The 23,705-nt window shown below is 64.4% G+C and carries 24 protein-coding genes; 14 read left to right on the plus strand and 10 right to left on the minus strand.

Annotation, left to right across the window (positions count from 1 at the left end; all coding sequences use genetic code 11):
* Positions 1-33: 33 nt before the first annotated feature.
* Positions 34-627: an NUDIX domain-containing protein gene (locus tag ATB98_RS13550; protein ID WP_066874445.1), complete on the minus strand. Its 594-nt coding sequence runs from the start codon at positions 625-627 to the stop codon at positions 34-36.
* A 37-nt stretch (positions 628-664) separates the two neighbouring features.
* Positions 665-2,797 (minus strand): molybdopterin-containing oxidoreductase family protein, encoded by a 2,133-nt coding sequence (locus ATB98_RS13555; RefSeq protein ID WP_066874447.1) that lies wholly within the window; start codon positions 2,795-2,797, stop codon positions 665-667.
* A 68-nt stretch (positions 2,798-2,865) separates the two neighbouring features.
* Between ATB98_RS13555 and ATB98_RS13560 the strand changes: the two genes are divergently transcribed.
* The 4 genes from ATB98_RS13560 to ATB98_RS13575 are packed head-to-tail and all read left to right on the plus strand — an operon-like array spanning position 2,866 to position 5,548.
* The gene (locus ATB98_RS13560; protein WP_066874449.1) at positions 2,866-3,726 is read left to right on the plus strand and encodes a 23S rRNA (adenine(2030)-N(6))-methyltransferase RlmJ; all 861 of its coding nucleotides are present in this window, start codon (positions 2,866-2,868) and stop codon (positions 3,724-3,726) included.
* A 60-nt stretch (positions 3,727-3,786) separates the two neighbouring features.
* A complete protein-coding gene (locus ATB98_RS13565; protein WP_066874451.1) occupies positions 3,787-4,230 on the plus strand; it encodes a hypothetical protein in 444 nt (147 codons plus the stop codon).
* On the plus strand, positions 4,230-4,940 hold the full coding sequence (locus tag ATB98_RS13570; protein WP_066875553.1) for a ribonuclease T2 family protein: 711 nt from the start codon (positions 4,230-4,232) through the stop codon (positions 4,938-4,940). Before ATB98_RS13565 ends, ATB98_RS13570 begins: the two co-directional genes overlap by 1 nt.
* 17 nt (positions 4,941-4,957) lie before the next feature.
* Entirely contained in the window at positions 4,958-5,548 is a 591-nt protein-coding gene (locus tag ATB98_RS13575; RefSeq protein ID WP_066874453.1) for a glutathione S-transferase, read from the plus strand.
* Between the two features lie 61 nt (positions 5,549-5,609).
* Here ATB98_RS13575 and ATB98_RS13580 read toward each other — a convergent pair whose 3' ends face one another.
* Positions 5,610-6,248, minus strand: a complete 639-nt coding sequence (locus tag ATB98_RS13580) for an outer membrane protein (RefSeq protein ID WP_066874455.1) — start codon at positions 6,246-6,248, stop codon at positions 5,610-5,612.
* Between the two features lie 366 nt (positions 6,249-6,614).
* Between ATB98_RS13580 and ATB98_RS13585 the strand changes: the two genes are divergently transcribed.
* The 5 genes from ATB98_RS13585 to ATB98_RS13605 all read left to right on the plus strand — a co-directional run bounded on the left by ATB98_RS13585 (position 6,615) and on the right by ATB98_RS13605 (position 11,063).
* Positions 6,615-7,379 carry an SDR family oxidoreductase gene (locus tag ATB98_RS13585; protein ID WP_066874457.1) on the plus strand — a complete coding sequence of 255 codons (765 nt, stop codon included), beginning with the start codon at positions 6,615-6,617 and terminating at the stop codon, positions 7,377-7,379.
* Entirely contained in the window at positions 7,376-9,400 is a 2,025-nt protein-coding gene (gene uvrC, locus ATB98_RS13590; RefSeq protein WP_066874459.1) for an excinuclease ABC subunit UvrC, read from the plus strand. Before ATB98_RS13585 ends, uvrC begins: the two co-directional genes overlap by 4 nt.
* Before the next feature lie 342 nt (positions 9,401-9,742).
* Positions 9,743-10,330 carry a CDP-diacylglycerol--glycerol-3-phosphate 3-phosphatidyltransferase gene (gene pgsA / locus ATB98_RS13595; RefSeq protein WP_066874464.1) on the plus strand — a complete coding sequence of 196 codons (588 nt, stop codon included), beginning with the start codon at positions 9,743-9,745 and terminating at the stop codon, positions 10,328-10,330.
* Positions 10,327-10,587 (plus strand): molybdopterin converting factor subunit 1, encoded by a 261-nt coding sequence (moaD, locus tag ATB98_RS13600; RefSeq protein WP_066874467.1) that lies wholly within the window; start codon positions 10,327-10,329, stop codon positions 10,585-10,587. The genes pgsA and moaD overlap by 4 nt, the downstream gene beginning before the upstream one ends.
* 5 nt (positions 10,588-10,592) lie before the next feature.
* Positions 10,593-11,063, plus strand: a complete 471-nt coding sequence (locus ATB98_RS13605) for a molybdenum cofactor biosynthesis protein MoaE (protein ID WP_066874469.1) — start codon at positions 10,593-10,595, stop codon at positions 11,061-11,063.
* Positions 11,064-11,105: 42 nt separating this feature from the next.
* Here ATB98_RS13605 and ATB98_RS13610 read toward each other — a convergent pair whose 3' ends face one another.
* Entirely contained in the window at positions 11,106-12,503 is a 1,398-nt protein-coding gene (locus tag ATB98_RS13610) for a vWA domain-containing protein (RefSeq protein WP_066874471.1), read from the minus strand.
* Between the two features lie 152 nt (positions 12,504-12,655).
* Positions 12,656-13,552, minus strand: coding sequence for a branched-chain amino acid ABC transporter permease (locus tag ATB98_RS13615; RefSeq protein WP_066874473.1), 897 nt, complete (start codon positions 13,550-13,552; stop codon positions 12,656-12,658).
* Between the two features lie 67 nt (positions 13,553-13,619).
* Here ATB98_RS13615 and ATB98_RS13620 point away from each other — a divergent pair, with 67 nt between their 5' ends.
* Both ATB98_RS13620 and ATB98_RS13625 read left to right on the plus strand, forming a co-directional pair.
* The gene (locus ATB98_RS13620) at positions 13,620-14,180 is read left to right on the plus strand and encodes a CGNR zinc finger domain-containing protein (protein ID WP_066874475.1); all 561 of its coding nucleotides are present in this window, start codon (positions 13,620-13,622) and stop codon (positions 14,178-14,180) included.
* The gene (locus tag ATB98_RS13625; protein ID WP_066874477.1) at positions 14,177-14,680 is read left to right on the plus strand and encodes a hypothetical protein; all 504 of its coding nucleotides are present in this window, start codon (positions 14,177-14,179) and stop codon (positions 14,678-14,680) included. The genes ATB98_RS13620 and ATB98_RS13625 overlap by 4 nt, the downstream gene beginning before the upstream one ends.
* A 71-nt stretch (positions 14,681-14,751) precedes the next feature.
* Here the strand turns inward: ATB98_RS13625 and ndk are convergent, their stop codons facing one another.
* Complete coding sequence (gene ndk, locus ATB98_RS13630) at positions 14,752-15,174, minus strand: nucleoside-diphosphate kinase (RefSeq protein ID WP_066874479.1); 423 nt, start codon at positions 15,172-15,174, stop codon at positions 14,752-14,754.
* Positions 15,175-15,277: 103 nt separating this feature from the next.
* Positions 15,278-15,967, minus strand: a complete 690-nt coding sequence (locus ATB98_RS13635) for a glutathione S-transferase family protein (RefSeq protein ID WP_066874481.1) — start codon at positions 15,965-15,967, stop codon at positions 15,278-15,280.
* Positions 15,968-16,106: 139 nt separating this feature from the next.
* On the opposite strand from ATB98_RS13635, the gene ATB98_RS13640 reads away from it, so the two are divergent.
* Positions 16,107-16,619 carry a DinB family protein gene (locus tag ATB98_RS13640; protein WP_066874483.1) on the plus strand — a complete coding sequence of 171 codons (513 nt, stop codon included), beginning with the start codon at positions 16,107-16,109 and terminating at the stop codon, positions 16,617-16,619.
* On the opposite strand, the gene ATB98_RS13645 is transcribed toward ATB98_RS13640, so the two are convergent.
* Positions 16,560-19,229 carry a non-ribosomal peptide synthetase gene (locus ATB98_RS13645; protein ID WP_066874485.1) on the minus strand — a complete coding sequence of 890 codons (2,670 nt, stop codon included), beginning with the start codon at positions 19,227-19,229 and terminating at the stop codon, positions 16,560-16,562. The genes ATB98_RS13640 and ATB98_RS13645 overlap by 60 nt on opposite strands.
* Positions 19,230-19,437: 208 nt before the next feature.
* Entirely contained in the window at positions 19,438-19,656 is a 219-nt protein-coding gene (locus ATB98_RS13650) for a hypothetical protein (RefSeq protein ID WP_066875554.1), read from the minus strand.
* 79 nt (positions 19,657-19,735) lie between these two features.
* On the opposite strand from ATB98_RS13650, the gene ATB98_RS13655 reads away from it, so the two are divergent.
* On the plus strand, positions 19,736-21,625 hold the full coding sequence (locus ATB98_RS13655; RefSeq protein ID WP_066874487.1) for an ABC-F family ATP-binding cassette domain-containing protein: 1,890 nt from the start codon (positions 19,736-19,738) through the stop codon (positions 21,623-21,625).
* 73 nt (positions 21,626-21,698) lie between these two features.
* Here ATB98_RS13655 and ATB98_RS13660 read toward each other — a convergent pair whose 3' ends face one another.
* Complete coding sequence (locus tag ATB98_RS13660) at positions 21,699-22,538, minus strand: GNAT family N-acetyltransferase (RefSeq protein WP_066874489.1); 840 nt, start codon at positions 22,536-22,538, stop codon at positions 21,699-21,701.
* A 197-nt stretch (positions 22,539-22,735) separates the two neighbouring features.
* Here ATB98_RS13660 and ATB98_RS13665 point away from each other — a divergent pair, with 197 nt between their 5' ends.
* Positions 22,736-23,662 (plus strand): Gfo/Idh/MocA family protein, encoded by a 927-nt coding sequence (locus tag ATB98_RS13665; RefSeq protein WP_066874491.1) that lies wholly within the window; start codon positions 22,736-22,738, stop codon positions 23,660-23,662.
* The last annotated feature ends 43 nt before the right edge of the window (positions 23,663-23,705 follow it).

Here is a 23,705-nt window from a genome sequence, read left to right on the forward strand (position 1 = left end):
TGAATTATCGGTAATGTGAGAAAAATCAGCCGGTTAGGCCGGCAGAGACGCGCGGTTGAGCATGGCCCATTGCAGGAGCATGATCGTCTTGGCGTCGCAGATCTCGCCGGTGCCGACCATCGCGCAGGCCTCTTCGAAGGGGATCTCCAGCACCTCGATGTCCTCGCCCTCATGCATCAGGCCGCCGCCGGCGGCCGTCTTCCTGGAGGTGTCGATGCGGCCGAGGAAGAAACTGGTCCGCTCGGTCACCGAGCCCGGGCTCATATAGGCATCGAAGAGATGCACGGCGCTCTCGATCTCATAGCCGGTCTCCTCCATCGCCTCGCGGCAGATCGCCACTTCCGGCGCCTCGCCGTCGAGGAGGCCCGCCGGCGTCTCGATCAGATATCCCGGCTCGCCTTGCAGAAAAACCGGAATGCGAATCTGGCGGACGAGCACCACCACCTGCCGCTCCGGATCGAAGAGCAGGATCGTCGCGGCGCGCCCGTGATCGTGCACTTCACGGACGAGCCTTGCGGTGCTGCCGTCGGACATCTGCTGCTCGAGCGTGATCCGCTCCAGGCTGATGAAGCCGTTCCAGAGGTTCTGGCGGTCGATGATCCGGACGCGTTCTGCATGCTTCGTCATGGGCGGCTCCCGTTTGAAATGCCTTCCGCCGTCATGCTCAGGCGCGGCTGAGCCAGACCCGGTTGTCGTGGAAGGCCGCGCCGCCATAGGGTGCGACCGCGTCCGCGCCGGTCAGGACATTGATGCCCTCGCCGTCGAGATGGGCGCCGTTCGGCCAAAGCCCCTCGGCGATCACGACGCCCCGACGCGCGCCGCCGCCGATCCTCGCATGCAGCCGGATTTCGCCGCGTTCATTGCCGAGCCTGACGATGTCGCCGTCGTCGATGCCGAGTGCGGCCGCATCCTCCGCATGGATCATCACCTCCGGCCGACCCTCCTTCTCGATCGAGGACGGCGTCTCGGAGAAGGTGGAATTCAGGAAGGAGCGCGCCGGCGACGTCGCCAGGCGGAAGGGATGGCGCTCGTCGGCGACTTCGATCAGTTCGACATGGTCGGGAAACTGCGGAAGCCGGCCATGCGGCCCCTGCGGGCCCATCGACTTCGGCGGCCGGTTGGGCGCCGGCGTGCCGGTCCAGTCGGCCTTGAAGCGGAACTTGCGGTCCGGGTGCCCGAAGCCGTTGAGAAAATGCGCTTCCTCGAAGGCCGGCTGGCAATCGAGCCACTTCCGCTCCTTCATCTCCTCATAGCCGATGCCGTAATTGGCGAGCAGCCGGTCTATGTGCTGGCGCTCGGTCAGGCCGAAGCCGGGGCGGTCGGCAACGCCGAGCCGCTTCGCCAGTTGCTCTATGACGAAGAGGTTGGTGCGCACCGTCGGCGGCGGCTCGACGAGCTTCGGGCCGATCAGGATGTGCTGGTGCCCGCCGCCGCGATAAAGGTCGTCATGCTCCAGGAACATGGTGGCCGGCAGGACGATATCCGCAAGCCGTGCGGTGTCGGTCATGAACTGTTCGTGCACGGCGACGAAGAGATCGTCGCGCAGGAAACCCCGCTTCACGAGGCGCTGCTCCGGCGCGACATTCGCCGGATTGGTGTTCTGGATGAGCATCGCCGCCACGGGTCCGCGATGGCGGAGCGCATCCGGATTGCCGGTCAGCACACGGCCGATCTGCGACTGGTCGAGCATCCGCACATCCGCGTCGTGCAGCGCGGCACCGACCAGTTCGCGCTTGTCCAGCCGGAAAATGTCGTTGTTGGAGTGGAAGGCGCCGCCGCCCTCGTGCTTCCAGGAGCCGAGCACCGTCGCGACCGAGGCGGCCGCATGGATCGCGACGGCGCCGTTGCGCTGGCGGGTGAAGCCGTAGCCGAGGCGGAAATAGGTTCTCGGCGTCGTGCCGACGAGCCTTGCGAAAGCTTCGATCTCCGCGACCGGAAGCCCGGTGATGGCGGAAGCCCATTCCGGCCCGCGTGTCTTCAGATGCGCCTCGAGGCCCGCCGGATCGTCGGCGAATTCCGCCATATAGGCGCGGTCAGCGTAGCCGTCGCGGAAGGCGACGTGCATGACGGCGCAGGCGAGCGCCGCGTCGGTTCCGGGCTTCAGGACCAGCCCCATATCGGCCTGCTTGATCGTCGGGTTGTCGTAGACGTCGATGACGACGATCCTGGCGCCGCGCTCCTTGCGCGCCTTGACCGCATGGGTCATGACGTTGACCTGGGTCGCCACGGCATTGGTGCCCCAGATCACCACGCAGTCGGCCTTCGCCATCTCGCGCGGATCGGGACCGCGCAGGGCCCCGGTCGCCATGGTCATGCCGGTCCAGGCCATGTTCGTGCAGATCGAACCGAAGAAGCCGGAATAGCGCTTGGCGTGCCGTAGCCGCTCGATGGAATCGCGCTGCACCTGCCCCATCGTACCGGCATAGAAATAGGGCCAGACGGCCTCCGAGCCGTGCCTCTGCTCGGCCCTGACGAACTCGTCGGCGATCTCGTCGAGCGCCGCTTCCCAGGAAATCTCCTGCCAGCGCCCCTCGCCCTTGGCGCCGACACGACGCTGCGGCACCGTCAGCCTTCCGGGGTGATAGATGCGCTCGGCATAGCGCGCCACCTTGGCGCAGATGACGCCGGCCGTGTAGCTGTTTTCGGCGGCACCGCGCACGCGGCCGATCTTGCCCTCGTCCGTCAGATCGACTTCCAGCGCGCAGGCCGACGGACAGTCATGCGGACAGACCGAATGGCCGATGGATTTTTCTCGTCTGATGGGTGTCGCAACGTTCATGACTTTTCTATATGGCATGCGTGAAAGGGCTCAAAGCCCCATTCGCCATCCATCGAAACAATTGATCGCGGCCATCGGCAACGCTTATGAACTATCGGCATATCTATCACGCCGGCAATTTCGCCGATGTCCTGAAGCACGCGGTGCTGGCGCGGCTCGTCACCTATCTCAAGCAGAAGGACAAGGCCTTCCGCGTGCTCGACACTCATGCCGGCATCGGGCTCTACGATCTTTCGGGCGAGGAAGCGCAGAAGACCGGCGAGTGGCGCGAAGGGATCGGACGCCTGACCGAAGCCGAGCTTCCCGCCCCCGTCGCTGACATCCTCGGCCCTTACCTTTCCGCCGTCCGCGACCTCAATCCCGAAGGCGGCCTCACGCATTATCCGGGCTCCCCGAAGCTTGCGCGCCTGTTGTTTCGGCCGCAGGACCGGCTGTCGGCGATGGAACTGCATCCGGAAGACTACGAGACGCTGCACGCCCTGTTCGAGGGCGATTTCCAGAGCCGGATCACCCGGCTCGACGGCTGGCTGGCGCTCGGCGCCCACCTGCCGCCCAAGGAAAAGCGCGGCCTCGTTCTCGTCGATCCGCCCTTCGAGGTCGAAGGCGAATACGAGCGGCTGGTCGAAGGGCTTGCCAAGGCGCATCGCCGCTTTGCCGGCGGCATCTTCTGCCTCTGGTATCCGCTGAAGAAGGGCGCACCGGTCAAGGATTTCCATGCGGCGCTGAAGGCTTTGGAGATCCCGAAGATGCTCTGCGCGGAGCTTTCTGTTCGCAGCGATCGCGACGTCACCGGACTTGCCGGATCGGGCCTGATCATCGTTAACCCGCCTTATACGCTGAAGGGCGAACTCGACGTGCTCCTGCCCTTCCTGAAGGCGCGGCTCGCCCAGGACCGTTTCGCATCGGCACGCTGCTTCTGGCTGCGCGGCGAGACTCCGCTCAACTGAAGGCCTTGACGGCAAAGGCCCCGTGGCTTCAATCTCTTGAGACGATTCAGGGAGGTAGCCATGACTTGCAAGCTTGCCGCAATGCTTCTCACCTCGCTTTCCCTCGCAGCCGGCGCCGCCGGCAGCGCCGCCACTGCGGACTTTGCGGAAGTGCCCATCGCGAGGCACACCTACGATATCGGCGTTTGCGGCGAACCTTCCGTGCTCGGCTTTATTACCCGGCGTTTCGAATACAAGGCTGCGAACTACCTCCACGCCGATCTCTCCATCGCCGAGATTCGCGAGATGGCGCAAAACCGTTTCGAGCCGCGCGACTACACCCATCTGGTCGAGCGTGAATATTGCTACGCCACCGCCGTGATGACGGACGGCGTCCGGCGCCCGCTCTGGTATCTGATCGAGCGGCCCTGGGGCTTCGCCGGCGTCGGCAGGAGCATCGAGTTCTGCATCGGCGGCCTTGACCCGTGGTATGTCTACGGCGCCAATTGCGCTTCGCTTCGCTGATGGCTGCACGACAACTGTTGCCGGCGATCGTTGCGCTTCTCACGGTTGCCGGCTGCAGCGATGAAGGCGGCACGACGACCGTGCCGGGTTCCACCGCCGCTGCGGCAAGCGCCGCGACGGCGATCGTGCCCATCGGCAAAGGCTTCGATTTCTACGTCCTTTCCCTCTCCTGGTCCCCGAGCTGGTGCGCCGTCAACGACCCGAAAGGCAAATCCGATCAGTGCGAGACCGGCAGCGGACATGGCCTGATCGTGCACGGGCTCTGGCCGCAGAATGACGACGGCGGCTATCCGGAATATTGCCGGACGCGCCAATCGGACCGCGTGCCCGAATCGCTCGGCCGGCGCTATCTCGACCTCATTCCGTCGATGGGGCTGATCGGCCATCAGTGGCGCAAGCACGGCACCTGCACCGGCCTCAGCCAGGGCGACTACCTCGCGGTGGCGCGGGCAGCCCGCAACCGGCTCGTCATCCCGCCCGAGCTTGCGTCCGCGGGCGAATCGCGCAACCTGCCGGTCTCGGCGATCGAAACGGCGTTCACGGCGACGAATCCCGGCATGACGAAGGAGATGGTCGCTGTCGCCTGCGAAGGCAGCTTGCTTGAAGAAATCAGGATCTGCTTCGACAAGGAACTGAATTTCAGGGCCTGTCCCGAAGTGGACCGCCGGGCCTGCAGACGGGGCACGATCTCGCTTCCCCCCGTACCATGATAACGGAAAGACATCGGATGAAGATTTTCTATTCGCCCGCCTCCCCCTACTCGAACAAGGTCCGCATGGCGGCCCATCATCTCGGGATCGCCGCAGAGAGCGTTCTGACGGACACCAACGCCAATCCGCCGGAGCTTATCGAGAACAACCCGCTCGGCAAGATCCCGACCCTGATCACGGCGGACGGCCAGGCGATCTACGACAGCCGGGCGATCATGCATTTCCTCGACCGGGAAACCAAGGGCAGGCTGTACCCGAAGAAGCCCGCCAGGCGCACGGAGGTCGAGATCATCGAGGCGCTCTGCGACGGCATCTGCGACAGCCTGCTGGCGATCGTCTACGAGAAGCGGTTCCACCCGCCGGAGAAGGTGCATCAGCCCTGGATCGACCGGCAATGGGAAAAGGTCGAGCGGGGGCTCGACTACCTGGATGCAAACCTGCCCAAGACGAACGACAAGCTCAACGCCGGACATTTCGCGCTGGCGGCCTTGCTGCGCTATATCGAGCTGCGCTTTGCCGGCGAATGGCAGAAGGGACGGCCGAAGCTCGAGAAGTGGCCGGCCAGGTTCGAGAAGCACTTCCCCGACTACTCGCAGTTCAAGGCCTGAAATTCACCCGCATGAAAAAAGGCCGGGTCGCCCCGGCCTTTTTTGATCGCTGCGGTTCGGATCAGAACTTGACGCCCATACCGAGGCGGACGCTGTGCTCGTCGTAGCCGGACGAGACCGTGGTGCCGCCGGTGCGGAAGTCCTTGGAGGCGTAGTCCGTGTAGCGGTATTCGGCGCGCGCCGTGATGTTGTCGGTCACGAAGGTTTCGGCACCGACACCGGCCGTCCAGCCGACCAGGGTCTTGTCGTCGGAACCGGCGGGCGTCTTGAGCTCGGCATTGCCGAGGGCGACACCGGCCGTGCCGTAAACCAGGACCGGGTTCAGGTCGACACCGACGCGGCCGCGGACCGAGCCGTTGACGCCCTGCTGGACGCGGCGGCCGCTCGAATGCGAGTCATTGCCGGCATAGTTGATGTCGGCTTCGCCGCCATAGACCATCTGGCCGTCCTGCACGTTGTAGCCGCCGTAGAGGCCGCCGCCGAAGCCGGCGGAAGTATTGTTGCCGGTGGCGTCGGCCTGGCCATGATGCCAGTCGACGGTGCCGCCGACATAGGCGCCCGACCAGTTCTTGGCAGCCGGTTCCGTATACTCGGCAGCCGGAGCCGCCGGAACTTCGTCGACGACGTCCGCCGCATGGGCGGCCTGGAACGCAACGAGGGCCATGGCCGAAGCCATGAGGGTGGTGGTGAGCGTACGCATACTATTCTCCTTTCGAACCGGCATTCCTGAGCATCTTGCTGATGTGCCTTGGCGGAACACCGGGCATCTGTAATTGACCCGCCCGGTTGACCGAAAATTGGACAGCAAATGCGGATTCACAAGAGCTAAAATGTGAAATTTTAGTGGCGCTGGCGCGTCCAAAATTTGATGTTGCCTTGGCGACACAGAGAATTTATTAACCATATTCCAAGATTAACGAAAGATATACTTTAACATAAAAAAATAATTCAAACGCCAGGCGCGTTAATTTTTCCGAAACGAATCCTTCGGGGAGTTTTTCAGCCCGGCCTTTCCGGCCTATATCATTGTCTGGTCGGAACAGGATTCGAAGAGCGGAAGAAAGAATTGAAGAGGACACTGAAGGCGGCGCTGGTTACAGGCGGCGCCCGCCGCATAGGCAGGGCGATAGTTGAGGATCTGGCGGCGCACGGCTTTGCGGTCGCCATTCACGCGAACGGCTCGTTCGCCGAGGCCGAGGCCTTGGCGGCCCGCCTCGGCGCGGCCGGCGCCAGGGCCGTCGCGCTCAAGGCGGACCTTACCGATCCAAACGCGGCGTCGGGACTGATTGCGCAGGCGAACGCCCGCCTCGGCCCCCTCGATCTTCTGGTCAACAACGCCTCAGTGTTCAACAAGGACAGCCTGAACGAGTTCGACGATGCCGTCTGGGAGCGGCATTTCGCCCTGCATGTCAAAGCCCCTTCCCTGCTCGCCCGCGATTTCGCGCGGCAGCGACCGGACGGCGTTTGCGCTCTTATCGTCAACGTGATCGATCAGCGGGTCTGGTCTCCAAATCCGCGCTTTTATTCCTATATGCTATCGAAGTCGGCGCTTTGGACGGCAACCCGGACGATGGCGCAGGCGCTCGCCCCCGACATCCGCGTCAACGGCATCGGACCCGGGCCGACGCTGCCGAACGAGCGACAGGACCCGCGCGATTTCGAGGCGCAGGTTGAGGCGCTGATCCTCAAGCGCGGCCCGGCGCTCGACGAGTTCGGACGCGCGATCCGCTTCCTTTTCGACACGCCGTCGGTTACCGGACAGATGATCGCGCTCGACGGCGGCCAGCACCTGGCCTGGGAGACGCCGGATATTCGGGAGATAGTGGAATGAACGGGCGGACGCCCACGGATGGCGGCATCCTTTATGACGGCAGCGAGACCGACGAGGACGACGATCTCCTCGAGGTGAGCGAGGGCGAGCGGCCGGCGCCGGCGATCGAATGGGCGGAAAGCCAGCCGGACACGGAAGGCCTCAAGGGTGCCGAACTGATCCAGGCCTTCGTCAAGCTCCTGCCGAACGGCCCCGGCGTCTACCGGATGTTCAACGATGCCGGCGACGTGCTCTATGTCGGCAAGGCCCGCAGCCTCAAGAAGCGGGTCAGCAATTATGCGCAGGGGCGCGGCCACTCGAACCGCATCGCGCGCATGATTCGCGAGACCGCGAACATGGAATTCGTGACGACGCGGACGGAGATCGAGGCGCTGCTCTTGGAAGCGAACCTGATCAAGCGCCTGCGTCCGCGCTTCAACGTGCTTCTGCGCGACGACAAGTCCTTCCCCTATATCGTCGTCACCGGCGACACGCGGGCGCCCGCGCTCTACAAGCATCGCGGCGCGCGCAGCCGCAAGGGCGACTATTTCGGCCCCTTCGCGTCGGCCGGAGCGGTCGGGCGCACCATCAACTCGCTGCAGCGGGCCTTCCTGTTGAGAACCTGCACGGACAGCGTCTTCGAGACGCGCACGCGGCCTTGCCTGCTCTATCAGATCAAGCGCTGTTCGGCCCCCTGCACCGGCGAGATCAGCGATGCCGACTATGCGGAGCTCGCCCGCGAAGCCAAGGACTTTCTCTCGGGCAAGAGCCAGGCGGTGAAGGAGACGATTGCCGCGGCGATGCACGAGGCCGCGGAAAACCTCGATTTCGAGCGCGCGGCGCTCTACCGCGACCGGCTGGCGGCGCTGAGCCACGTGCAGAGCCACCAGGGCATCAACCCGGCCGGCGTCGAGGAAGCGGATGTCTTCGCCATCCACCACGAGGGCGGCGTCTCCTGCATCCAGGTGTTCTTCTTCCGCACCGGCCAGAACTGGGGCAACCGCGCCTATTTCCCCAAGGCCGACCCTTCGCTGCCCGCGGCCGAGGTGCTCAGCGCCTTCCTCGCCCAGTTCTACGACGACAAGCCCTGCCCGCGGCAGATCCTGCTCTGCGAGTCGGTCGCGGAACAGGAACTGCTCGGCCAGGCGCTGAGCGAGAAATCCGGATACAAGGTCTCGATCCTCGTGCCGCAGCGCGGGGAGAAGAAGGATCTGGTCGAACACGCGGTCGCCAACGCCCGCGAGGCGCACGGTCGCAAGCTCGCGGAGACGGCCTCGCAGTCGCGCCTCCTCGAAGGCCTCGCCGGGACCTTCGGGCTCGCCTACGTGCCGCGCCGCATCGAGATCTACGACAACTCGCACATCATGGGCACCAATGCCGTCGGCGGCATGGTGGTGGCCGGCCCGGAGGGCTTCGTCAAAGGCCAGTATCGCAAGTTCAACATCAAATCGACGGACATCACCCCCGGCGACGATTTCGGCATGATGCGCGAGGTCATGACGCGGCGCTTCTCGCGCCTGCTGAAGGAGGAAGGAAAGCCGAACCGCACGGTCGAGCCGACCGAGGACGCGGGATTCCCCTCCTGGCCGGACGTCATCCTGATCGACGGCGGCCAAGGCCAGATGACGGCCGTGCGCACCATCCTCAAGGAGCTTGACGTCGAGGACTGCGTGACGGCGATCGGCGTCGCCAAGGGCGTCGACCGTGACGCCGGCCGCGAACGCTTCTTCGTCGAAGGCCGGGAAAGCTTTACGCTGCCGCCGCGCGACCCCGTCCTCTATTTCATCCAGCGGCTCAGGGACGAGGCGCACCGCTTCGCGATCGGCTCGCATCGGGCGCGGCGGAAGAAGGAAATGGTCAAGAACCCGCTCGACGAGATTGCCGGGATCGGCCCGACGCGCAAGCGCGCGCTGCTCAGCCATTTCGGGACCGCCAAGGCGGTCTCCCGCGCCGGCATCAACGACCTGATGGCGGTCAACGGCATCTCGGAAACGGTGGCTCGCCTCGTTTATGAACATTTCCACGAGGACGCCGCCAGATGACCCGGCGGGTTACCAACCGGTGACGCAATTCAGACTGCGTTCAGACGAAATCCTGCAAATATGACAGTCGTTGCACAATGGCTGTTGACCTTGCGGTCGCAAAGTCATTCTGTACACCTGAACCCGGTGGCATGGGATAGACGAGACGAGCCTTTCCCGCTCCAACCGAACGAGAACAATGCGCGATGGCCCTGCTGCATGTTTCCTTGAACGGGAGCCGACTTAAGGAAAAATGCAGCAATTCGAAGGGCTGCTACAGCGACCATTGCGCGTCCGGCGAGGCGCACGGCGCTGTAGATCGCTGGAAGTGAGGGATTTGTCGTGTCCAGAGAAACCGAGTCCATGCCAACGCCCATTGCCTACAGCGTCCCGAATCTGCTGACCTATTTCCGTATCCTCATCGTGCCGCTGATCGTCTTCTGCTTCTTCATCGAGGGCCGGCTGCACAGCTCAGACTTCGCGCGCTGGACCGCGCTCGTCCTGTTCGTCACCGCCTCGATCACAGATTTCTTCGACGGCTATCTCGCGCGCATCTGGAAGCAGACTTCGAACATCGGCCGCATGCTCGACCCGATCGCCGACAAGCTCCTGGTCGCGTCGATCCTGCTGCTCGTCGCCGCCGACGGGACGATCGCCGGCTGGTCGATCTGGGCCGCGATCATCATTCTCTGCCGCGAGATCCTGGTCTCGGGCCTGCGCGAATATCTGGCGGCGCTCAAGGTCAGCGTGCCGGTCACGCGGATCGCCAAGTGGAAGACGACGATCCAGATGGTGGCGATCGCCTTCCTGCTCGCCGGTCCCGCGGGCGACAAGATCGTGCCCTACGTCACGGAAGCGGGTATCCTGCTCCTGTGGATCGCTGCGGCGATCACGCTCTATACCGGCTATGATTATTTCCGCGCCGGGCTGAAGCATGTGGTCAACGAATGAGCACCGTCAATCTCGTCTATTTCTCCTGGGTGCGCGAACGCATCGGCAAGGGTGAGGAAACGCTGGAGCTGCCCGCGGATGTCCTCACCGTCGCCGATCTCATCGCGCATCTGAAGACGCGGGGCGAGGAATACGAAGCGGCCTTCGCGCACGAGAACGTCATCCGCGCGGCGATCAACCAGGAGCATGTCGATCACGGCGAACCGATCGGTAACGCCCGCGAGATCGCCCTTTTCCCGCCGATGACGGGCGGCTGAGGCCAATGACCGCCCCCGTGACCGTGCGCGTTCAGCGCGAGGACTTCGACATGGCCGCCGAGGTCTCGGCGCTTTGCCGCGACCGGACCGACATCGGCGCCGTTGTCACGTTTTCCGGGCTTTGCCGCGACGAGGCCGGATCGCTCGTCGCGCTCGAACTCGAGCATTATCCAGGCATGGCCGAGGGGGAGATCGAACGCATCTGCCACGAGGCGGTCAAACGCTTCGGCCTGCAGGCCGCAACCGCGATCCACCGCTTCGGCAAGATCACGCCGGGCGAAAACATAGTGCTGGTGATCGCCGCCTCGTCCCACCGGCAGGCGGCATTCGACGGCGCGAATTTCATCATGGATTTCCTGAAGACGTCTGCGCCCTTCTGGAAGAAGGAACATCGCGCCGACGGCCGCACGGGTGATTGGGTCAGCGCCAAGGATGCGGACGACGCCGCGCGCGAGCGGTGGAAGCGCGAGACCTGACCGCTCCGAACGGGGAGCGCGCCTCCCGCTCAACCACGTCTGCTACTGCGTGAGCCGCACCGCATCAGCGCCGATCACCGAGGCGATCGTCTGGTAGACTGCCTCGATCGTCGAAGGCGAGGCCGTGTAGAAGTGGTTGGTGCTGGTGGCGCATTTGCGGATGTTCTTTACGTCGGCCTCGTTGCTGTAGGACAGCGTGAAGATTTCGATGCCGTTCTTTTTCATCGCCGAGCAGCTGTCCTGCATCACATCAAGCGCCCGGTCGTTGCAAGCTGCCTCGCTTGAAGTATGAAGGCAAAGCCAATCGAATTTATCCGTGGTCTTCTTGGCGTTCATTTGCCCGTCGGTCATGGAGACCATGACCTTTTGCACCGAGTCGTCGTAATCCACCGGAGTGCTTTCGTCTTCCCACACTCCCTTCCACCTGGGCGACAGCGTATACCACCCCGCCACCACGCCGGCATCGAGGCGCGTCGAGCCCTGCGACGTCAGGTTGCTGACTGCTTTCTGAAGATAAGTGAAGTCGTCCGTAAGCGACGTGATCGGAGGAGGACAGTAGCTCTTTCCTGATTGTGAATTGGCGTCCTGCGGCACGAAGGCCGAAGTCTTCGGAGAAACGTCGCTTGCCCCCAAACTGCCGACTGATCCTTTCTCTTTGACCTCAACATCGGCTCGGGGCTCAATGCAGCCCATCCAATAATAGTTCTTTGATGTATCGACGACCGGCGTGCTGCCGTCGACCCAGCGAGCAAGCTTGCCGTTTTCGTAGTAGGCTTTCGGGTTCGTCCAACGCTCAGGAACCGCCGGCGTTCCGTTATACGCCTTCAACCAGTCGGTATTGTCCATGCCGATGCTCACGCGGCTGGAAAACGGCACCAGCGAAATCTTTGTCTTCCCCTTCATGGCCTCGTCCGAAGAAAAGGCGTCAATGAATGCGCTGACGGCGTTCAGCATCGGCTCGAAACGATCCTCCTCGATCATCGAGCTCGACACGTCGACGACGAGCGCGATCTCCACCTGGCGTATGCCCGGAAGCAGCGCGCAGGATCGGACGCTGACCGGAACCGTTTCGATGCGGGCGAGTTGCATGAAGGTGGTCGGAACCGAATTCGCGACGTCGATGCACAGTTCCGTTCGATCGTCGGAGACCTCCGGCTCCCCCGCGACGGCGCCCTTGCTTTCCACGTTCGCCGACAGATAGGACGCGATCGTTCTGGCGATCTTCGATTTCGGCATGTTCTTTTCGTATTTCGACGCCGCGGCGAGCACCGCTGAGTCCGCCGCCGACTGCAGGTTCGTCCGCACATTGTAAGCTCTTGCGAAATCGATCGCGGCCCCAACGGCCAGCAACATCGGCAGGGCGACAATTGCGACGATGACGGCGACGGCACCGTCGCGCTCGTCCAGCAACCGGGAAAAAGCTTTCAGGGAACGCGTCATGATATTGCTCCTATCTGGAGCGCGCCCCTATGGTTCCCTCGTTAACGATCGGGAAACAGCGAGGTTAAAAGACCGCACGACGGAATCTTGCCTGCACGAACTGGATACTGCCTGCCGATATTTGATAGGTGTGCGCAGGCTCTCGCAGATATTCAGGGAATGATCTTTTCCCGGCGTGTGACGACCAGCACGATGACCAGGAAACCGAAGATCGCGAAGTCCCGCCAGAGGATCGGCCCGTAGGCGCTCCAGAGCGTCTCGATGAGGCCGACGCCCGCCGCGCCGAGCGCGGCGTACAGCGGCGCCGTCTGCCCGCCGATCGCCGCGATGAAGAGCACCTTGACGCCGAAGGTCAGGCCCGTGCCGAAATCCATGTTGCCGTAATAGGAAGCGGCGAGAATTCCGCAGAAGGCGGCGATCAGCGACGCGACGCCATAGGCGAAGATATAGACCATTGAGGGATCGACGCCGCAAAGTGCGGCCGCCTCGCGATCCTCCGACACGGCGCGCCAGTAGCGCCCGGCATAGGAGTGGGTCAGCAGCCAATGGCCGCCGGCGACGAGCGCCACCATGAGGGCCGTGTTAAGAAGCTGGATGACGGTCAGCGCCACCGGAAAGGCGGGATTCGGCCAGAACACGATGACATCGTTCAGGAAGGGCGGCAGCCAAAGGCTTCTCGTCTCGGACGCCAGCCGCGCCGTTTCCATCAGCACCATCAGGCTGCCGAGCGAGGCGACGATCACGGCATTCGCCGAGGAGAAGGCAAGCGGCCGCATGACATAGCGCCCGGCGACGAGGCCGGCGCCCACCCCGAATGTCAACGCGGCCGCGGCCCCGAGACCGAGCGCGGCCGGCAGCACCAGCCACAGCCTGGTCCAGCCGAAATCCGCGAAAAGCACGAACATCTGCCCGGCAAAGGCAAAAAGCGCGCCGTAGGTGAGGTCCGCCCTGCGCGTGACGGCGAAGGCGATTGCATAACCGAAGGCGAGCGCCGCATAGAGCGCCGCCACCGGAACGGCGTTGGCGAGCTGCTGGAGAAAATAGGCCATGGCTTATCCACGTAGTGACAGACGTACTATAACTGGTAAAATGAGTTTTGCCAGTTAGGATTCTTACATGGGCTTCATCTGGACCGCACATCGTTTTTCCGGCGGCGCCTTGGCGCTCGACGTCGCCAACTCCGTCGTCCTGCGCTTCGACCCCGAGCGCCGGATCGATCGCTTTGCCGATGCGGCGGCGATGGACGCCTTTGCCGAGGCTGCCAATCGCTACGGCGCCGAAAGGGAGCGCTTCGGCACGCTCGTCAGAATGCGTCCCGAGAACCGGCAAATCTTCATCGGCCTGCGCGAGGCGGCTGACCGGCATTTCCGGGCGCTCGTGCGCAGCGAGGCTCGACCCGATCTTCTGGCGGATCTCCTCGAGGCGATCGCCGCCGTCATGCGCCGGTCGGAGCGCAGCGCCACCGGCCTGCCGCTCGATGCCGCCACCGCGCACTCGGCGCTCGGCCTCATCGCCAGCCCCGAACCCGAACGCCTGAAGATATGCCCCAATTGCCAATGGCTGTTTTTCGACCGCAGCCGCAACCGAAGCCGGACATGGTGCGACATGGCCGTCTGCGGCAACCGCACGAAGGCGAAACGCCACTACCGCCGCAACAAGGAAGGAATCCAGCCATGAAGTACATCGTCCTGCCCGCCCTGATCGCGGCGGCAGTACTCGCCGGTTGCCAGCGCGAGACGGGGCCGGATCCGTTGAAGCTCACCGGCAAGATGTTCGTGTTCAATTACCGGCTGGCCTATGCCACCTACACGATCACGCTCAACAAGACAGAGCCGGTACCGGAGGGCAGCGTCGTCGTGGCGACGTTCGAGAACCCGGCCGGCGGCGAGCCGCTGACGCTCACGCGCAAGCTCTTCCCGAGGCTCGACAAGGTCGTGCTGGAGAGCCCCGACATCACCTGCATCAAGAAGGAAAGGCCCTATGCCGTGACGATCGAGGTCAAGGGGCCGGACGGAGCAATGCTGCAGAGGCTGGAAACGACGGTGACTTCGGACGTCGATCAGAGCGTCATGCCTGCGAGGCCGCTGGTGGTAGGGCCCGGCTACGACAAGAACCCGGAAGTCTTCCGGAACGGGCTGGCCCCGACGCATTTCGACATGGCCGCCTGCCCGGCATGAAAAACGGGGCGTCGCCGCCCCGCTTTGATGATTCATTTCAGGCCCTTAGAGCCAAAAGCGAAGAAGGTGAATCAGCCGACGATCTCGGTGCCGGCGAACCAGTAGGCGATTTCTTCGGCTGCGGTTTCCGGACCGTCGGAACCGTGTACCGAGTTTTCGCCGATCGACAGCGCATGAACCTTCCGAATGGTGCCTTCGGCAGCGTTGGCCGGGTTGGTGGCGCCCATCACTTCGCGGTTCTTGGCAATGGCGTTCTCACCTTCGAGGACCTGGACAACGGTCGGGCCGGAGGACATGAACTCGACCAGTTCGCCGAAGAACGGGCGTTCCTTGTGGACGGCGTAGAAGCCTTCGGCTTCACGGCGGCTCATCCAGACGCGCTTCGATGCGACGACGCGCAGGCCGGCATCCTCGAGCATCTTGGTGATGGCGCCGGTCAGGTTGCGCTTCGTCGCATCCGGCTTGATCATCGAAAAGGTACGTTCAATCGCCATTGGCTCAATCCCTCGTTTCTTGAGAAAAGTGGCGGTTCATTAGCCGCCAATTCGGCCCAAAACAAGGGGGCGCGGCGATGATTCGCCGCTGCCTGCGCCAGTTTCACGCCGCTGTCACGGAACGGCCGAGACCGCCGTGAAGATCGAGGCAGCGCTCGAACCAGTCGCTGACGACGTCTCCCGCGGCAAGGAGGCGGTGCGTCGAGACGATGCGCGCCCATTGCAGCGCGCCGAAGACGATGTAGTCGGCGAAGAGCGGCCCGTCGCCGCCGAGGAAGGGCTGGAACTTCAGCATGTGGCGCAGCGGCTCGAGCTTTGCCGAAAAAGTTTCGAGATCCGCCCGGCCGCTTTCGGCGACCGCCTCCAGCGGCCTGCCGAAGCGTTGCTCGCGGCTCGACCGGAAATAGGCCTGATCGACCGGTTCGAGGCGGTCATGGATATCCATGATGGCAATGCGCCCGATTGCCGGATGAAGGGTCATCTGCGACCAGCCCTCGACGAAGCGGGCCATGGCCCTGCCGCCCTCGCCGGCAAACAAGGTCGGCCGGTCGGGATAGGTCTTCTCGAGGTAGAGCGCGATGTCGAAGCTGTCGCTCACCAGCTTGTCGCCGTCGCGCAGCAGCGGGACGATCTTCGTCGCGCCCTCTTCCAGCTTCGGAATCTCCGTGAAGGCGACCGGAGTGACGTCGAATGGGAGCCCCTTGTGCGCGAGCGAAAGCTTCGTCTTCCAGACATGCGGTGAAAACGGTCGGGTCTTGTCGGTTCCGGACAGGGCATAGAGCTTGCGGGTCATGCGGTCTCCTTCTCATTCGGTCGTAGTCCATTCGAGGGGAGAGACGTTGTGAGATCAAATCATTAAATTTCATGAGTAGCATTCGCCACCGGAATGCAAATTCGCGATAGCGTGACCCGACCGCGCGAGGAGATTGCCGATGCTCGACCATTACCGGATGTTTGCCGACTACAATCGCTGGGCCAACCGACGGCTCTACGCCGCCACGGCGGAGCTCTCGGATGCCGAGTTCCGCGAGAACAAGGGCGCGTTCTTCGGCTCGCTGCACGGGACGCTCAACCACCTGCTCGCCGCCGACCGGATCTGGATGAAACGGTTCACCGGCGAGGGCGAGGCGCCGTCGCGGCTCGACGCCATCCTTCACGACGATCTCACGAGCCTGACGGCGGCGCGGGCGGCGGAAGACGAGCGCATCATCGCCTGGGTCGGCAGCCTCGACGAGGCGCGGCTTCGCGCCCACTTCACCTACTCGCCGCTGACCATGCCGGACAAAATCACCCAGCGGATCGGCCCGACGCTCGCGCACGTCTTCAACCACCAGACCCATCACCGGGGCCAGGCGCACACTATCCTGACGGCGCTGGGGCGCCCATCACTGACGCTGGACCTGGTTTTCTTCCTGCGGACCGAGGGCGAGAAGTGGGCGGCCTGAGTGAAGCCAGGGCTTCAGCCGGTTCGACCAGTCGAGACCTACGCTGCCGCTCTCGGCCTGCGCGAGCCACTTGAAGAGCTGCCGCTGCGCCCACCACGCGGCAATGCCGAGCGCGATGCCGCCGAAGATGGACAGAAGCGCGAAGGCGAGCGGCGGCAGCGACTGCTGCACCGGCAGGAGCAAGAGCTCCGGCACGAAGCGGTGAAGGATATAGACATGAAAACCCGCCGCCGAGAGCGGCAAAACCAGCTGTGCCGCCCATCGCGGCACAGGCACGCGCGGCAGGAAGAGCAGCGCGGCAAGGACCGGGATCTGCATGAGATACTTGACCTTCGTCCCGATCCAGACCCCCTCGTAGAGCCCGAGGAACAGGAACACCGCCGTTCCGGCAAGCATCAGGGCGCAGCGCTCGCGAAGAGTGCCGGCCAGTGCCGCACACCAGCCGATCGCCGCCAGGTAGAAGATCCAGGGCAAGGTGAATATCTGCCGGTTGCCGATGTCGACCAGAAGCGGCAACGCCAGGCGCGCGGCGAGGCCCGCGGCGAACAGCGCCATGCCGGCAGCAAACGGTCTCGCCGCCGCCGCGCGCCGGACGGCGGGCACGCCGAAGACGGCGGCGAAGACGAGCAGCATCTGGCAGTAGGCCTCGATGAACCAGTAGAGGTAGGGCACCATGCCGTGGTGCTCCGGATCGGCGAAGCCGAAATTGCCGACGAGGAAGACGGAGGCCCAGGGCATGTGGCCCCAGGCCAGCGCGTAGGCCGCGACGATCAGATAGTAGGGTACGAGAATCTGCGACAGCGGCCGAAACAGTTGCAGCACCGCGCCCGAAAGCAGCGCGCGGCTCTGGAACCGCGCGAGACCGAAGCCGGCCAGAATGACCATTGCCGCCGATCCGCCCGGAATGGGCCAAAGTGTCTCGTGATGCAGGACGACGAGAAGGATCGCCAGCGCCCGGATCAGGAGATCGGTGCCGATCTGCCTGCTGCCCCCCTCGCGGCGGTCCATGGCCGCCAATGACCTGACGGACATCCGCTCCCAGGCCTCGGGAGCCTCGCCGATGATTCTTTCAAGACCGATCGAAAGCTGGACGAAGCGGAGCGAGTCCCCGCCGAGCGAAAGGAAGCTGTCCTCCGGGCGGACCTTCCTCGGATAGAAAAGCTGGTTGAAGAGGGCCTGCACGCTCTCGCCGGCGGCCTGGCCGCCGGCATCGCTTCTGCTCGCCCGGTCGCGGAGCGCCTGATAGTCGACCTTGCCCGATGCCAGTCGCGGCAGCGCATCGAGGCGCGAGGCCTTGACCTGCAGCAGGGTCAGGCCGCTTGCGGCGACGAGAATGCGCCGGATGTCCTCGGCGGCGCGTTCTCCCACATAGAAGGCGTGCACCGCGGCGTCATCGCCGACGACGGCGGCGGCAATGCCCTGCCGTTCGAGGACCGCCTCGAGGCTGTCGTGCCCGATCCGCAGACCCGCGATCTTCGATATGCGCTTCTTCCGTCCGACGATGCGAAAAAATCCGTCCGCGTCCCGTGTCGCCAGGTCGCCGGTCCTGAGCTCCGAAAGCTCGGCGCCGCGCGCGAGATCGGCGCGCGACGAGGCATAGCCCATCATCACGTTCGGCCCGCGATAGACAAGCTCGCCCGGCTGGTCCGCGCCCAGGATCAGCCGCCCTTCTTCGTCCTCGATCGTCAGGCTGCCGCCCGGTATCGCGATGCCGATCCGGTCTTCCCTGCCGGCCAGTCGCTCCGGTGGCATATAGGCCATGCGGGCCGCAGCCTCGGTCTGGCCGTACATGACGAATAAACGGGCGCCGCGGTCCGAGAGGTGGTGGTTGTAGAGGCGTATGGTGTCGGGCGACAACCGCCCGCCGGCGACCGTCATGAAACGCAAGGCCGGGAACGCCCGCTCGCGGAACCCGATCTTTTCCAGAAGGTCGTAGGAATAGGGCACGCCCGAAAGATTGGTGCTGCCGCTCGCCTCGAGGCGATCGAGGAAGCCCTGGTCCAGGATCGAGCCACCCGGGATGAAGAGGCTTGCGCCGACCGAGAGGTGCGCGTTCAGCACCGAAAGCCCGTAGGAATAGTGGAGCGGCAGAATGAGACAGCCTCGATCGGCCGCCGTCAGACCGAGATATTCGGCAATCGACTGCGCATTGGATTGAATGTTCGTCCGGGACAGCCGCACGCATTTTCCCTCTCCGGTGCTGCCGGAGGTCGAAAGCAGGAGGGCGAGATCGGGATGCGGCGCGACCGGGTCTCCTTCCAACCGCTCGGTACGCCAGCGCCCGTCGAAGCGGCGGTAGCAATATTCCGGCTTGAGATTTTCCAGGTCCTTGTCCAGGCAGGCCGGTCCCTGCAGGGCGACGGCGTGGCCGGCTTCCAACGCCGCGAGATAGGCGACGATGGCATGTTCCGACAGATCGGCCTCGAGCATCACCAGGCCGCGCCTGCCGCGCCATTGCGATGCCAGGCGATCGACACGTGCGGCGAGTTCGCGGTAGCTGATTGCCCGCCCGTCGGACAGGACAAGCGCCGGCCGATCGCCCCACGCGGTCAGACGTGCAACGCACAAGGGGGACACAAAAAAATCGCCAGCGCCCAAAACCACCTCCATTTTAGCGAGGCGGCATATTATTGCTGACTACAACAGTCAAGTATCAGCGCGAAGGTAAGCCGGCGGCTCCGGCGGACAAGCGATGCGGCAATTGGCAGCAGCCGGTCGTGCCGGAAAGAAAAGGCCCGGCGCCGACAAGGGAACCGGGCCTTTCGATTTCAAGGCTCGAGCGGGGCGCGTGGGAGGCGCACGCCCCGCTTCGCCGACCTCAGCGGGTGAGGCCCTGATAATATTCGCCCTCACCGCCGCGGACCACTCGCGGCTCCGAGCGATAGTCGACGGCACCGGTGGAGGTGCGGTCGAGCGTGCCGTTGTCGCGGCGAAGGACGGCCTCATTACGCGCCTTCGGAGCGCGGTCGAGGAAGAGCGGCTTGTCGCTGACGCCCTCATAATAGCTGCCGCCGGCAATTCGCCTCCTTCGTTGCACATGCGCGGTCCCGCCAACCTCGTCGCCTTGCCGGGATCGACCTCTTGCCTTCCCGGGAAAGTCCGGGCAAAAGGCCGGCATGATCCAGATCACCGGCCTCTCCGCCCGCGTCGCGGGCCGCCTGCTCATTGAAAACGCTTCCGTGACGCTTCCGGCGGGCACGAAGGCTGGGCTCGTCGGGCGCAACGGCGCCGGCAAATCGACGCTCTTCCGGGTCGTCACCGGCGAACTCGCGGCGGAAACGGGAAGCGTGCTCTTGCCGAGGAACGCGCGGATCGGCCAGGTGGCGCAGGAAGCGCCGGGGACGGAAGAGCCGCTGATCGAGATCGTGCTCAAGGCCGACAAGGAACGTGCGGCGCTCATCGCTGAAGCGGAGACGGCGACCGATCCGCATCGTATCGCCGAAATCCAGACACGGCTTGCCGACATCGGCGCCCATTCCGCCGAAGCGCGCGCGGCGAGCATCCTTGCGGGCCTCGGCTTCGACCATGAGGCGCAGAGGCGCCCCGCCTCCTCCTTTTCCGGCGGCTGGCGGATGCGCGTGGCGCTCGCGGCGGTGCTCTTTTCCGAGCCCGACCTGCTTCTGCTCGACGAGCCGACGAACTATCTCGACCTCGAGGGCACGCTCTGGCTCGAGGAATATATCCGCCGCTATCCGCACACGGTGATCATCATCAGCCATGATCGCGACCTCTTGAACACGGCGGTGAATGCGATCGTCCATCTCGACCAGAAGAAGCTTACCTTCTACCGCGGGTCCTACGATCAGTTCGAGCGGCAGAAGGCGGAAGCCGACGAGTTGCAGATGAAGGCGCGCGCCAAGAACGAGGCGGCGCGCAAGCACCTGCAGAGCTTCATCGACCGCTTCAAGGCGAAGGCCTCCAAGGCCCGCCAGGCCCAGAGCCGGATCAAGGCGCTGGAACGCATGGGCACCGTCGCCGCGGTGATCGAGGATCATGTCCAGGGCTTCACCTTTCCCGATCCGGAAAAGCAGGTCGCCTCCCCGATCGTCGCAATCCAGGGCGGGGCGGTCGGATACGAGCCGGGCAAGCCGATCCTGAAGAGGCTCAATCTGCGCATCGATGCCGACGACCGCATCGCGCTGCTCGGCTCCAACGGCAACGGCAAATCCACCTTCGCGAAATTCATCTCGGGCCGGCTTACGGCCGAAGCGGGGGAGGTGCGGATCGCCCCGGGCCTGAAGATCGGCTTCTTCGCCCAGCACCAGCTCGACGACCTCATTCCGACGCAAAGTGCCGTCGAGCACGTGCGCCGCCGGATGCTGGACGCACCGGAGGCGAAGGTGCGCTCGCGCGTGGCACAGATGGGTCTTGCCACGGAAAAGATGGACACGGCGGCAAAGGACCTCTCCGGCGGCGAGAAGGCCCGCCTCCTGATGGGGCTCGCCGCCTTCGACGCGCCGAACCTGCTCATCCTCGACGAGCCGACCAACCACCTCGACATCGACAGCCGCAACGCGCTGATCGCCGCCCTCAACGACTATTCCGGCGCCGTCATCCTCATCTCGCACGACCGCCACCTCATCGAAGCGACCGCCGACCGGCTGTGGCTCGTCAACGATGGAACGGTGACGATTTATGACGGCGACCTCGACGACTACCGGAGCCTGATCGTCGGCGGCCCCAGGGTCAAGGACGAGAAGCCGAAGGCGAACGGCTCCGACGAGGGCCTGTCGAAGGCCGACCAGCGCCGGGCGAACGCCGACAAGCGCGCATCGCTCGCCCCCCTCAGGAAAAAGATCAACGAGATCGAGTCCTTGACGGGGAAACTCGAGAAACTGATTCAGGCGCTCGATGCGGAATTGGCCGACCCGAGCCTTTACGAAAAGGCGCCGGCAAAGGCGGCGCTGCGCGCGAAGGAACGCGCCGACGCCGCGGCGAAACTGGCCGAGGCGGAAGAGCAATGGCTCGAGCTGTCGGCCGAATATGAAGAGGCGATGGCGGGTTAGAGCGACGGGGGACTGCCGCCGCACTACACGAGCGTAAACCAGTGGCAGAAGGCGACCTTGAACTGCGGCTCCCTCACCCGAGCTCGAAGGTCGTGATGCCGTAGATCCGCGCCAGCGGCAGATCCGGCACCGGTCCCCGGTACATCCGCGCCGTCTCGAATACCGGCTTCATGTTGTAGCGCGCGCAAAGCGCCCGGGCCGAGCCGTTCGGCTCGGGAATATCGAGGTAGACCCGAGCCCCCTTGGCGCCGGCGGCAAGCTTGCGGAAGATCAGGTCGGCGCCGGTCTCGTTGTCGGCGAAGAGCGGGCCGATCTTGAAGCCGTCGCGGCATGCCCGGATCGTGCCGTAGCCGGCGATCGTGCCGTCGCGCAGCAGCACGACGCTGCGCCGGCTCGGCAATTGTTTCGTCCATTCGTGGAGGAAGGCATCGCGCCGTGCCGGATTGAAGCGGCGGTCATAGTCGATGAGAGCCGCGGCATGAACCGGCGCCGCGTCGATGAGATGCGTGCCGGGCGGTTCCGTGACATCGACGGCTCCGCCATAGCGAATGTTCGCATGCGACCAGGCGAAGCCGGACTTGCGGTAGTTGTCCTGCCGGGCCACAACGCCGTCGAGGCCGATGGTCCGGCCTTCGGCGCTGGCGATCGCCTGTTTCCACAAAGCGAGCCCGATGCCGCGGCCGCGATAGGCGGGTTCCGCAATGTAGAGGCCGAGAAAGGCATAGTGGCCGCCATAGCGCACGATGGAGATGGCGGCCGCCAGGGCATCGTCCTCGGTGGCGACCCAATAGCCTTGCGGATCCGCCGCCCAGAATGCATTGGCGTCCTCGAGTCCGGGATTCCATCCCTCTCTCGCGGCCCAGTCGATGATGATGTCGAGCTCGGCGCGTGTCGCGTGGCGGATGTTCGGCATGGCAGATCCTCGGCCTCGTCCCTCCGGGAACGGCCCGAAGAGGCAGGAATTTTGGTGCGCGACGGACAAGATAGATTGGCTCTCCATCTTGTCCACCCGAGCCGGCCGCTTAAATTTGCAACCGGTGGCCGGCTTGCCCGCTGCCCCCAATCTGCTACAAGGGCAGCAATAAGTCATACTAATCAGAGCGAAGCACCATGGCCCCCATTCGAATTGCCATCGTCGGCGTCGGCAAGATCGTGCGCGATCAGCATCTGCCGGCGCTTGCGAAAAACGCGGACTATCAACTGGTTGCGGCCGCCAGCCGCCACGGAACCGTCGACGGCATCGACAATTTCAAGTCGATCGAAGCGATGCTGGAAGCGGTACCGGCGATCGAAGCGGTTTCGCTGTGCATGCCGCCGCAGTTCCGTTACGAAGCTGCCCGCACGGCGCTCGAGGCCGGCAAGCACGTCTTCCTCGAAAAGCCGCCGGGCGCGACCTTGAGCGAGGTCGCCGATCTCGAGGCGCTGGCGAGCGCAAAGGGCCTGTCGCTGTTTGCGAGCTGGCATTCGCGCTATGCGCCGGCGGTCGAAGCCGCCAGGGCCTTCCTGGCGTCGACCGCGATCCGCAATGTCAGGATCATCTGGAAGGAAGATGTCCGCCACTGGCATCCGAACCAGGAATGGATCTGGGCAGCCGGCGGGCTCGGCGTCTTCGATCCGGGGATCAACGCGCTGTCGATCATCACCCACATTCTGCCCCGGCCGATATTCATCACCTCGGCGACGCTCGAATTCCCCGACAACCGCGACGCGCCGATCGCCGCCACGATTGCCTTCAGCGACGCCGAGAAGCTCAGCGTTTCCGCCGAGTTCGACTGGCGCCAGACGGGCAAGCAGAGCTGGGACATCGTCGCGGAGACCGATGCCGGCGAGATGATCCTTTCCGAGGGCGGCGCCAAGCTCGCGATCAACGGCAAGATCGCGCATGAGGAGCCCGAGCAGGAATATTCGATGCTCTATCGCCGCTTCGCCGAGATCATCGAGGCCGGCAGGTCCGACGTCGACCTCGCCCCCCTCCGCCACGTCGCCGACGCCTTCATGCTCGGGCGGCGCAAATTCGTGGAAGCGTTCCACGATTGATCTGATGCGAGGGGGTGCGGGCGGCCGCCGATCGCCCCCTCGC

The organism is Sinorhizobium saheli (assembly GCF_001651875.1).
GTDB lineage: Bacteria > Pseudomonadota > Alphaproteobacteria > Rhizobiales > Rhizobiaceae > Sinorhizobium > Sinorhizobium saheli.

What these genes read in the sequence shown, in the direction of transcription:
- ATB98_RS13550 (WP_066874445.1), bottom strand. Translation starts at nt 627, where the DNA reads ATGACGAAGCATGCAGAACGCGTCCGGATCATCGACCGCCAGAACCTC.
- ATB98_RS13555 (WP_066874447.1), bottom strand. Translation starts at nt 2,797, where the DNA reads ATGCCATATAGAAAAGTCATGAACGTTGCGACACCCATCAGACGAGAA.
- ATB98_RS13560 (WP_066874449.1), top strand. Translation starts at nt 2,866, where the DNA reads ATGAACTATCGGCATATCTATCACGCCGGCAATTTCGCCGATGTCCTG.
- ATB98_RS13565 (WP_066874451.1), top strand. Translation starts at nt 3,787, where the DNA reads ATGACTTGCAAGCTTGCCGCAATGCTTCTCACCTCGCTTTCCCTCGCA.
- ATB98_RS13570 (WP_066875553.1), top strand. Translation starts at nt 4,230, where the DNA reads ATGGCTGCACGACAACTGTTGCCGGCGATCGTTGCGCTTCTCACGGTT.
- ATB98_RS13575 (WP_066874453.1), top strand. Translation starts at nt 4,958, where the DNA reads ATGAAGATTTTCTATTCGCCCGCCTCCCCCTACTCGAACAAGGTCCGC.
- ATB98_RS13580 (WP_066874455.1), bottom strand. Translation starts at nt 6,248, where the DNA reads ATGCGTACGCTCACCACCACCCTCATGGCTTCGGCCATGGCCCTCGTT.
- uvrC (WP_066874459.1), top strand. Translation starts at nt 7,376, where the DNA reads ATGAACGGGCGGACGCCCACGGATGGCGGCATCCTTTATGACGGCAGC.
- pgsA (WP_066874464.1), top strand. Translation starts at nt 9,743, where the DNA reads ATGCCAACGCCCATTGCCTACAGCGTCCCGAATCTGCTGACCTATTTC.
- moaD (WP_066874467.1), top strand. Translation starts at nt 10,327, where the DNA reads ATGAGCACCGTCAATCTCGTCTATTTCTCCTGGGTGCGCGAACGCATC.
- ATB98_RS13605 (WP_066874469.1), top strand. Translation starts at nt 10,593, where the DNA reads ATGACCGCCCCCGTGACCGTGCGCGTTCAGCGCGAGGACTTCGACATG.
- ATB98_RS13610 (WP_066874471.1), bottom strand. Translation starts at nt 12,503, where the DNA reads ATGACGCGTTCCCTGAAAGCTTTTTCCCGGTTGCTGGACGAGCGCGAC.
- ATB98_RS13615 (WP_066874473.1), bottom strand. Translation starts at nt 13,552, where the DNA reads ATGGCCTATTTTCTCCAGCAGCTCGCCAACGCCGTTCCGGTGGCGGCG.
- ATB98_RS13620 (WP_066874475.1), top strand. Translation starts at nt 13,620, where the DNA reads ATGGGCTTCATCTGGACCGCACATCGTTTTTCCGGCGGCGCCTTGGCG.
- ATB98_RS13625 (WP_066874477.1), top strand. Translation starts at nt 14,177, where the DNA reads ATGAAGTACATCGTCCTGCCCGCCCTGATCGCGGCGGCAGTACTCGCC.
- ndk (WP_066874479.1), bottom strand. Translation starts at nt 15,174, where the DNA reads ATGGCGATTGAACGTACCTTTTCGATGATCAAGCCGGATGCGACGAAG.
- ATB98_RS13635 (WP_066874481.1), bottom strand. Translation starts at nt 15,967, where the DNA reads ATGACCCGCAAGCTCTATGCCCTGTCCGGAACCGACAAGACCCGACCG.
- ATB98_RS13640 (WP_066874483.1), top strand. Translation starts at nt 16,107, where the DNA reads ATGCTCGACCATTACCGGATGTTTGCCGACTACAATCGCTGGGCCAAC.
- ATB98_RS13645 (WP_066874485.1), bottom strand. Translation starts at nt 19,229, where the DNA reads ATGGAGGTGGTTTTGGGCGCTGGCGATTTTTTTGTGTCCCCCTTGTGC.
- ATB98_RS13655 (WP_066874487.1), top strand. Translation starts at nt 19,736, where the DNA reads ATGATCCAGATCACCGGCCTCTCCGCCCGCGTCGCGGGCCGCCTGCTC.
- ATB98_RS13660 (WP_066874489.1), bottom strand. Translation starts at nt 22,538, where the DNA reads ATGCCGAACATCCGCCACGCGACACGCGCCGAGCTCGACATCATCATC.
- ATB98_RS13665 (WP_066874491.1), top strand. Translation starts at nt 22,736, where the DNA reads ATGGCCCCCATTCGAATTGCCATCGTCGGCGTCGGCAAGATCGTGCGC.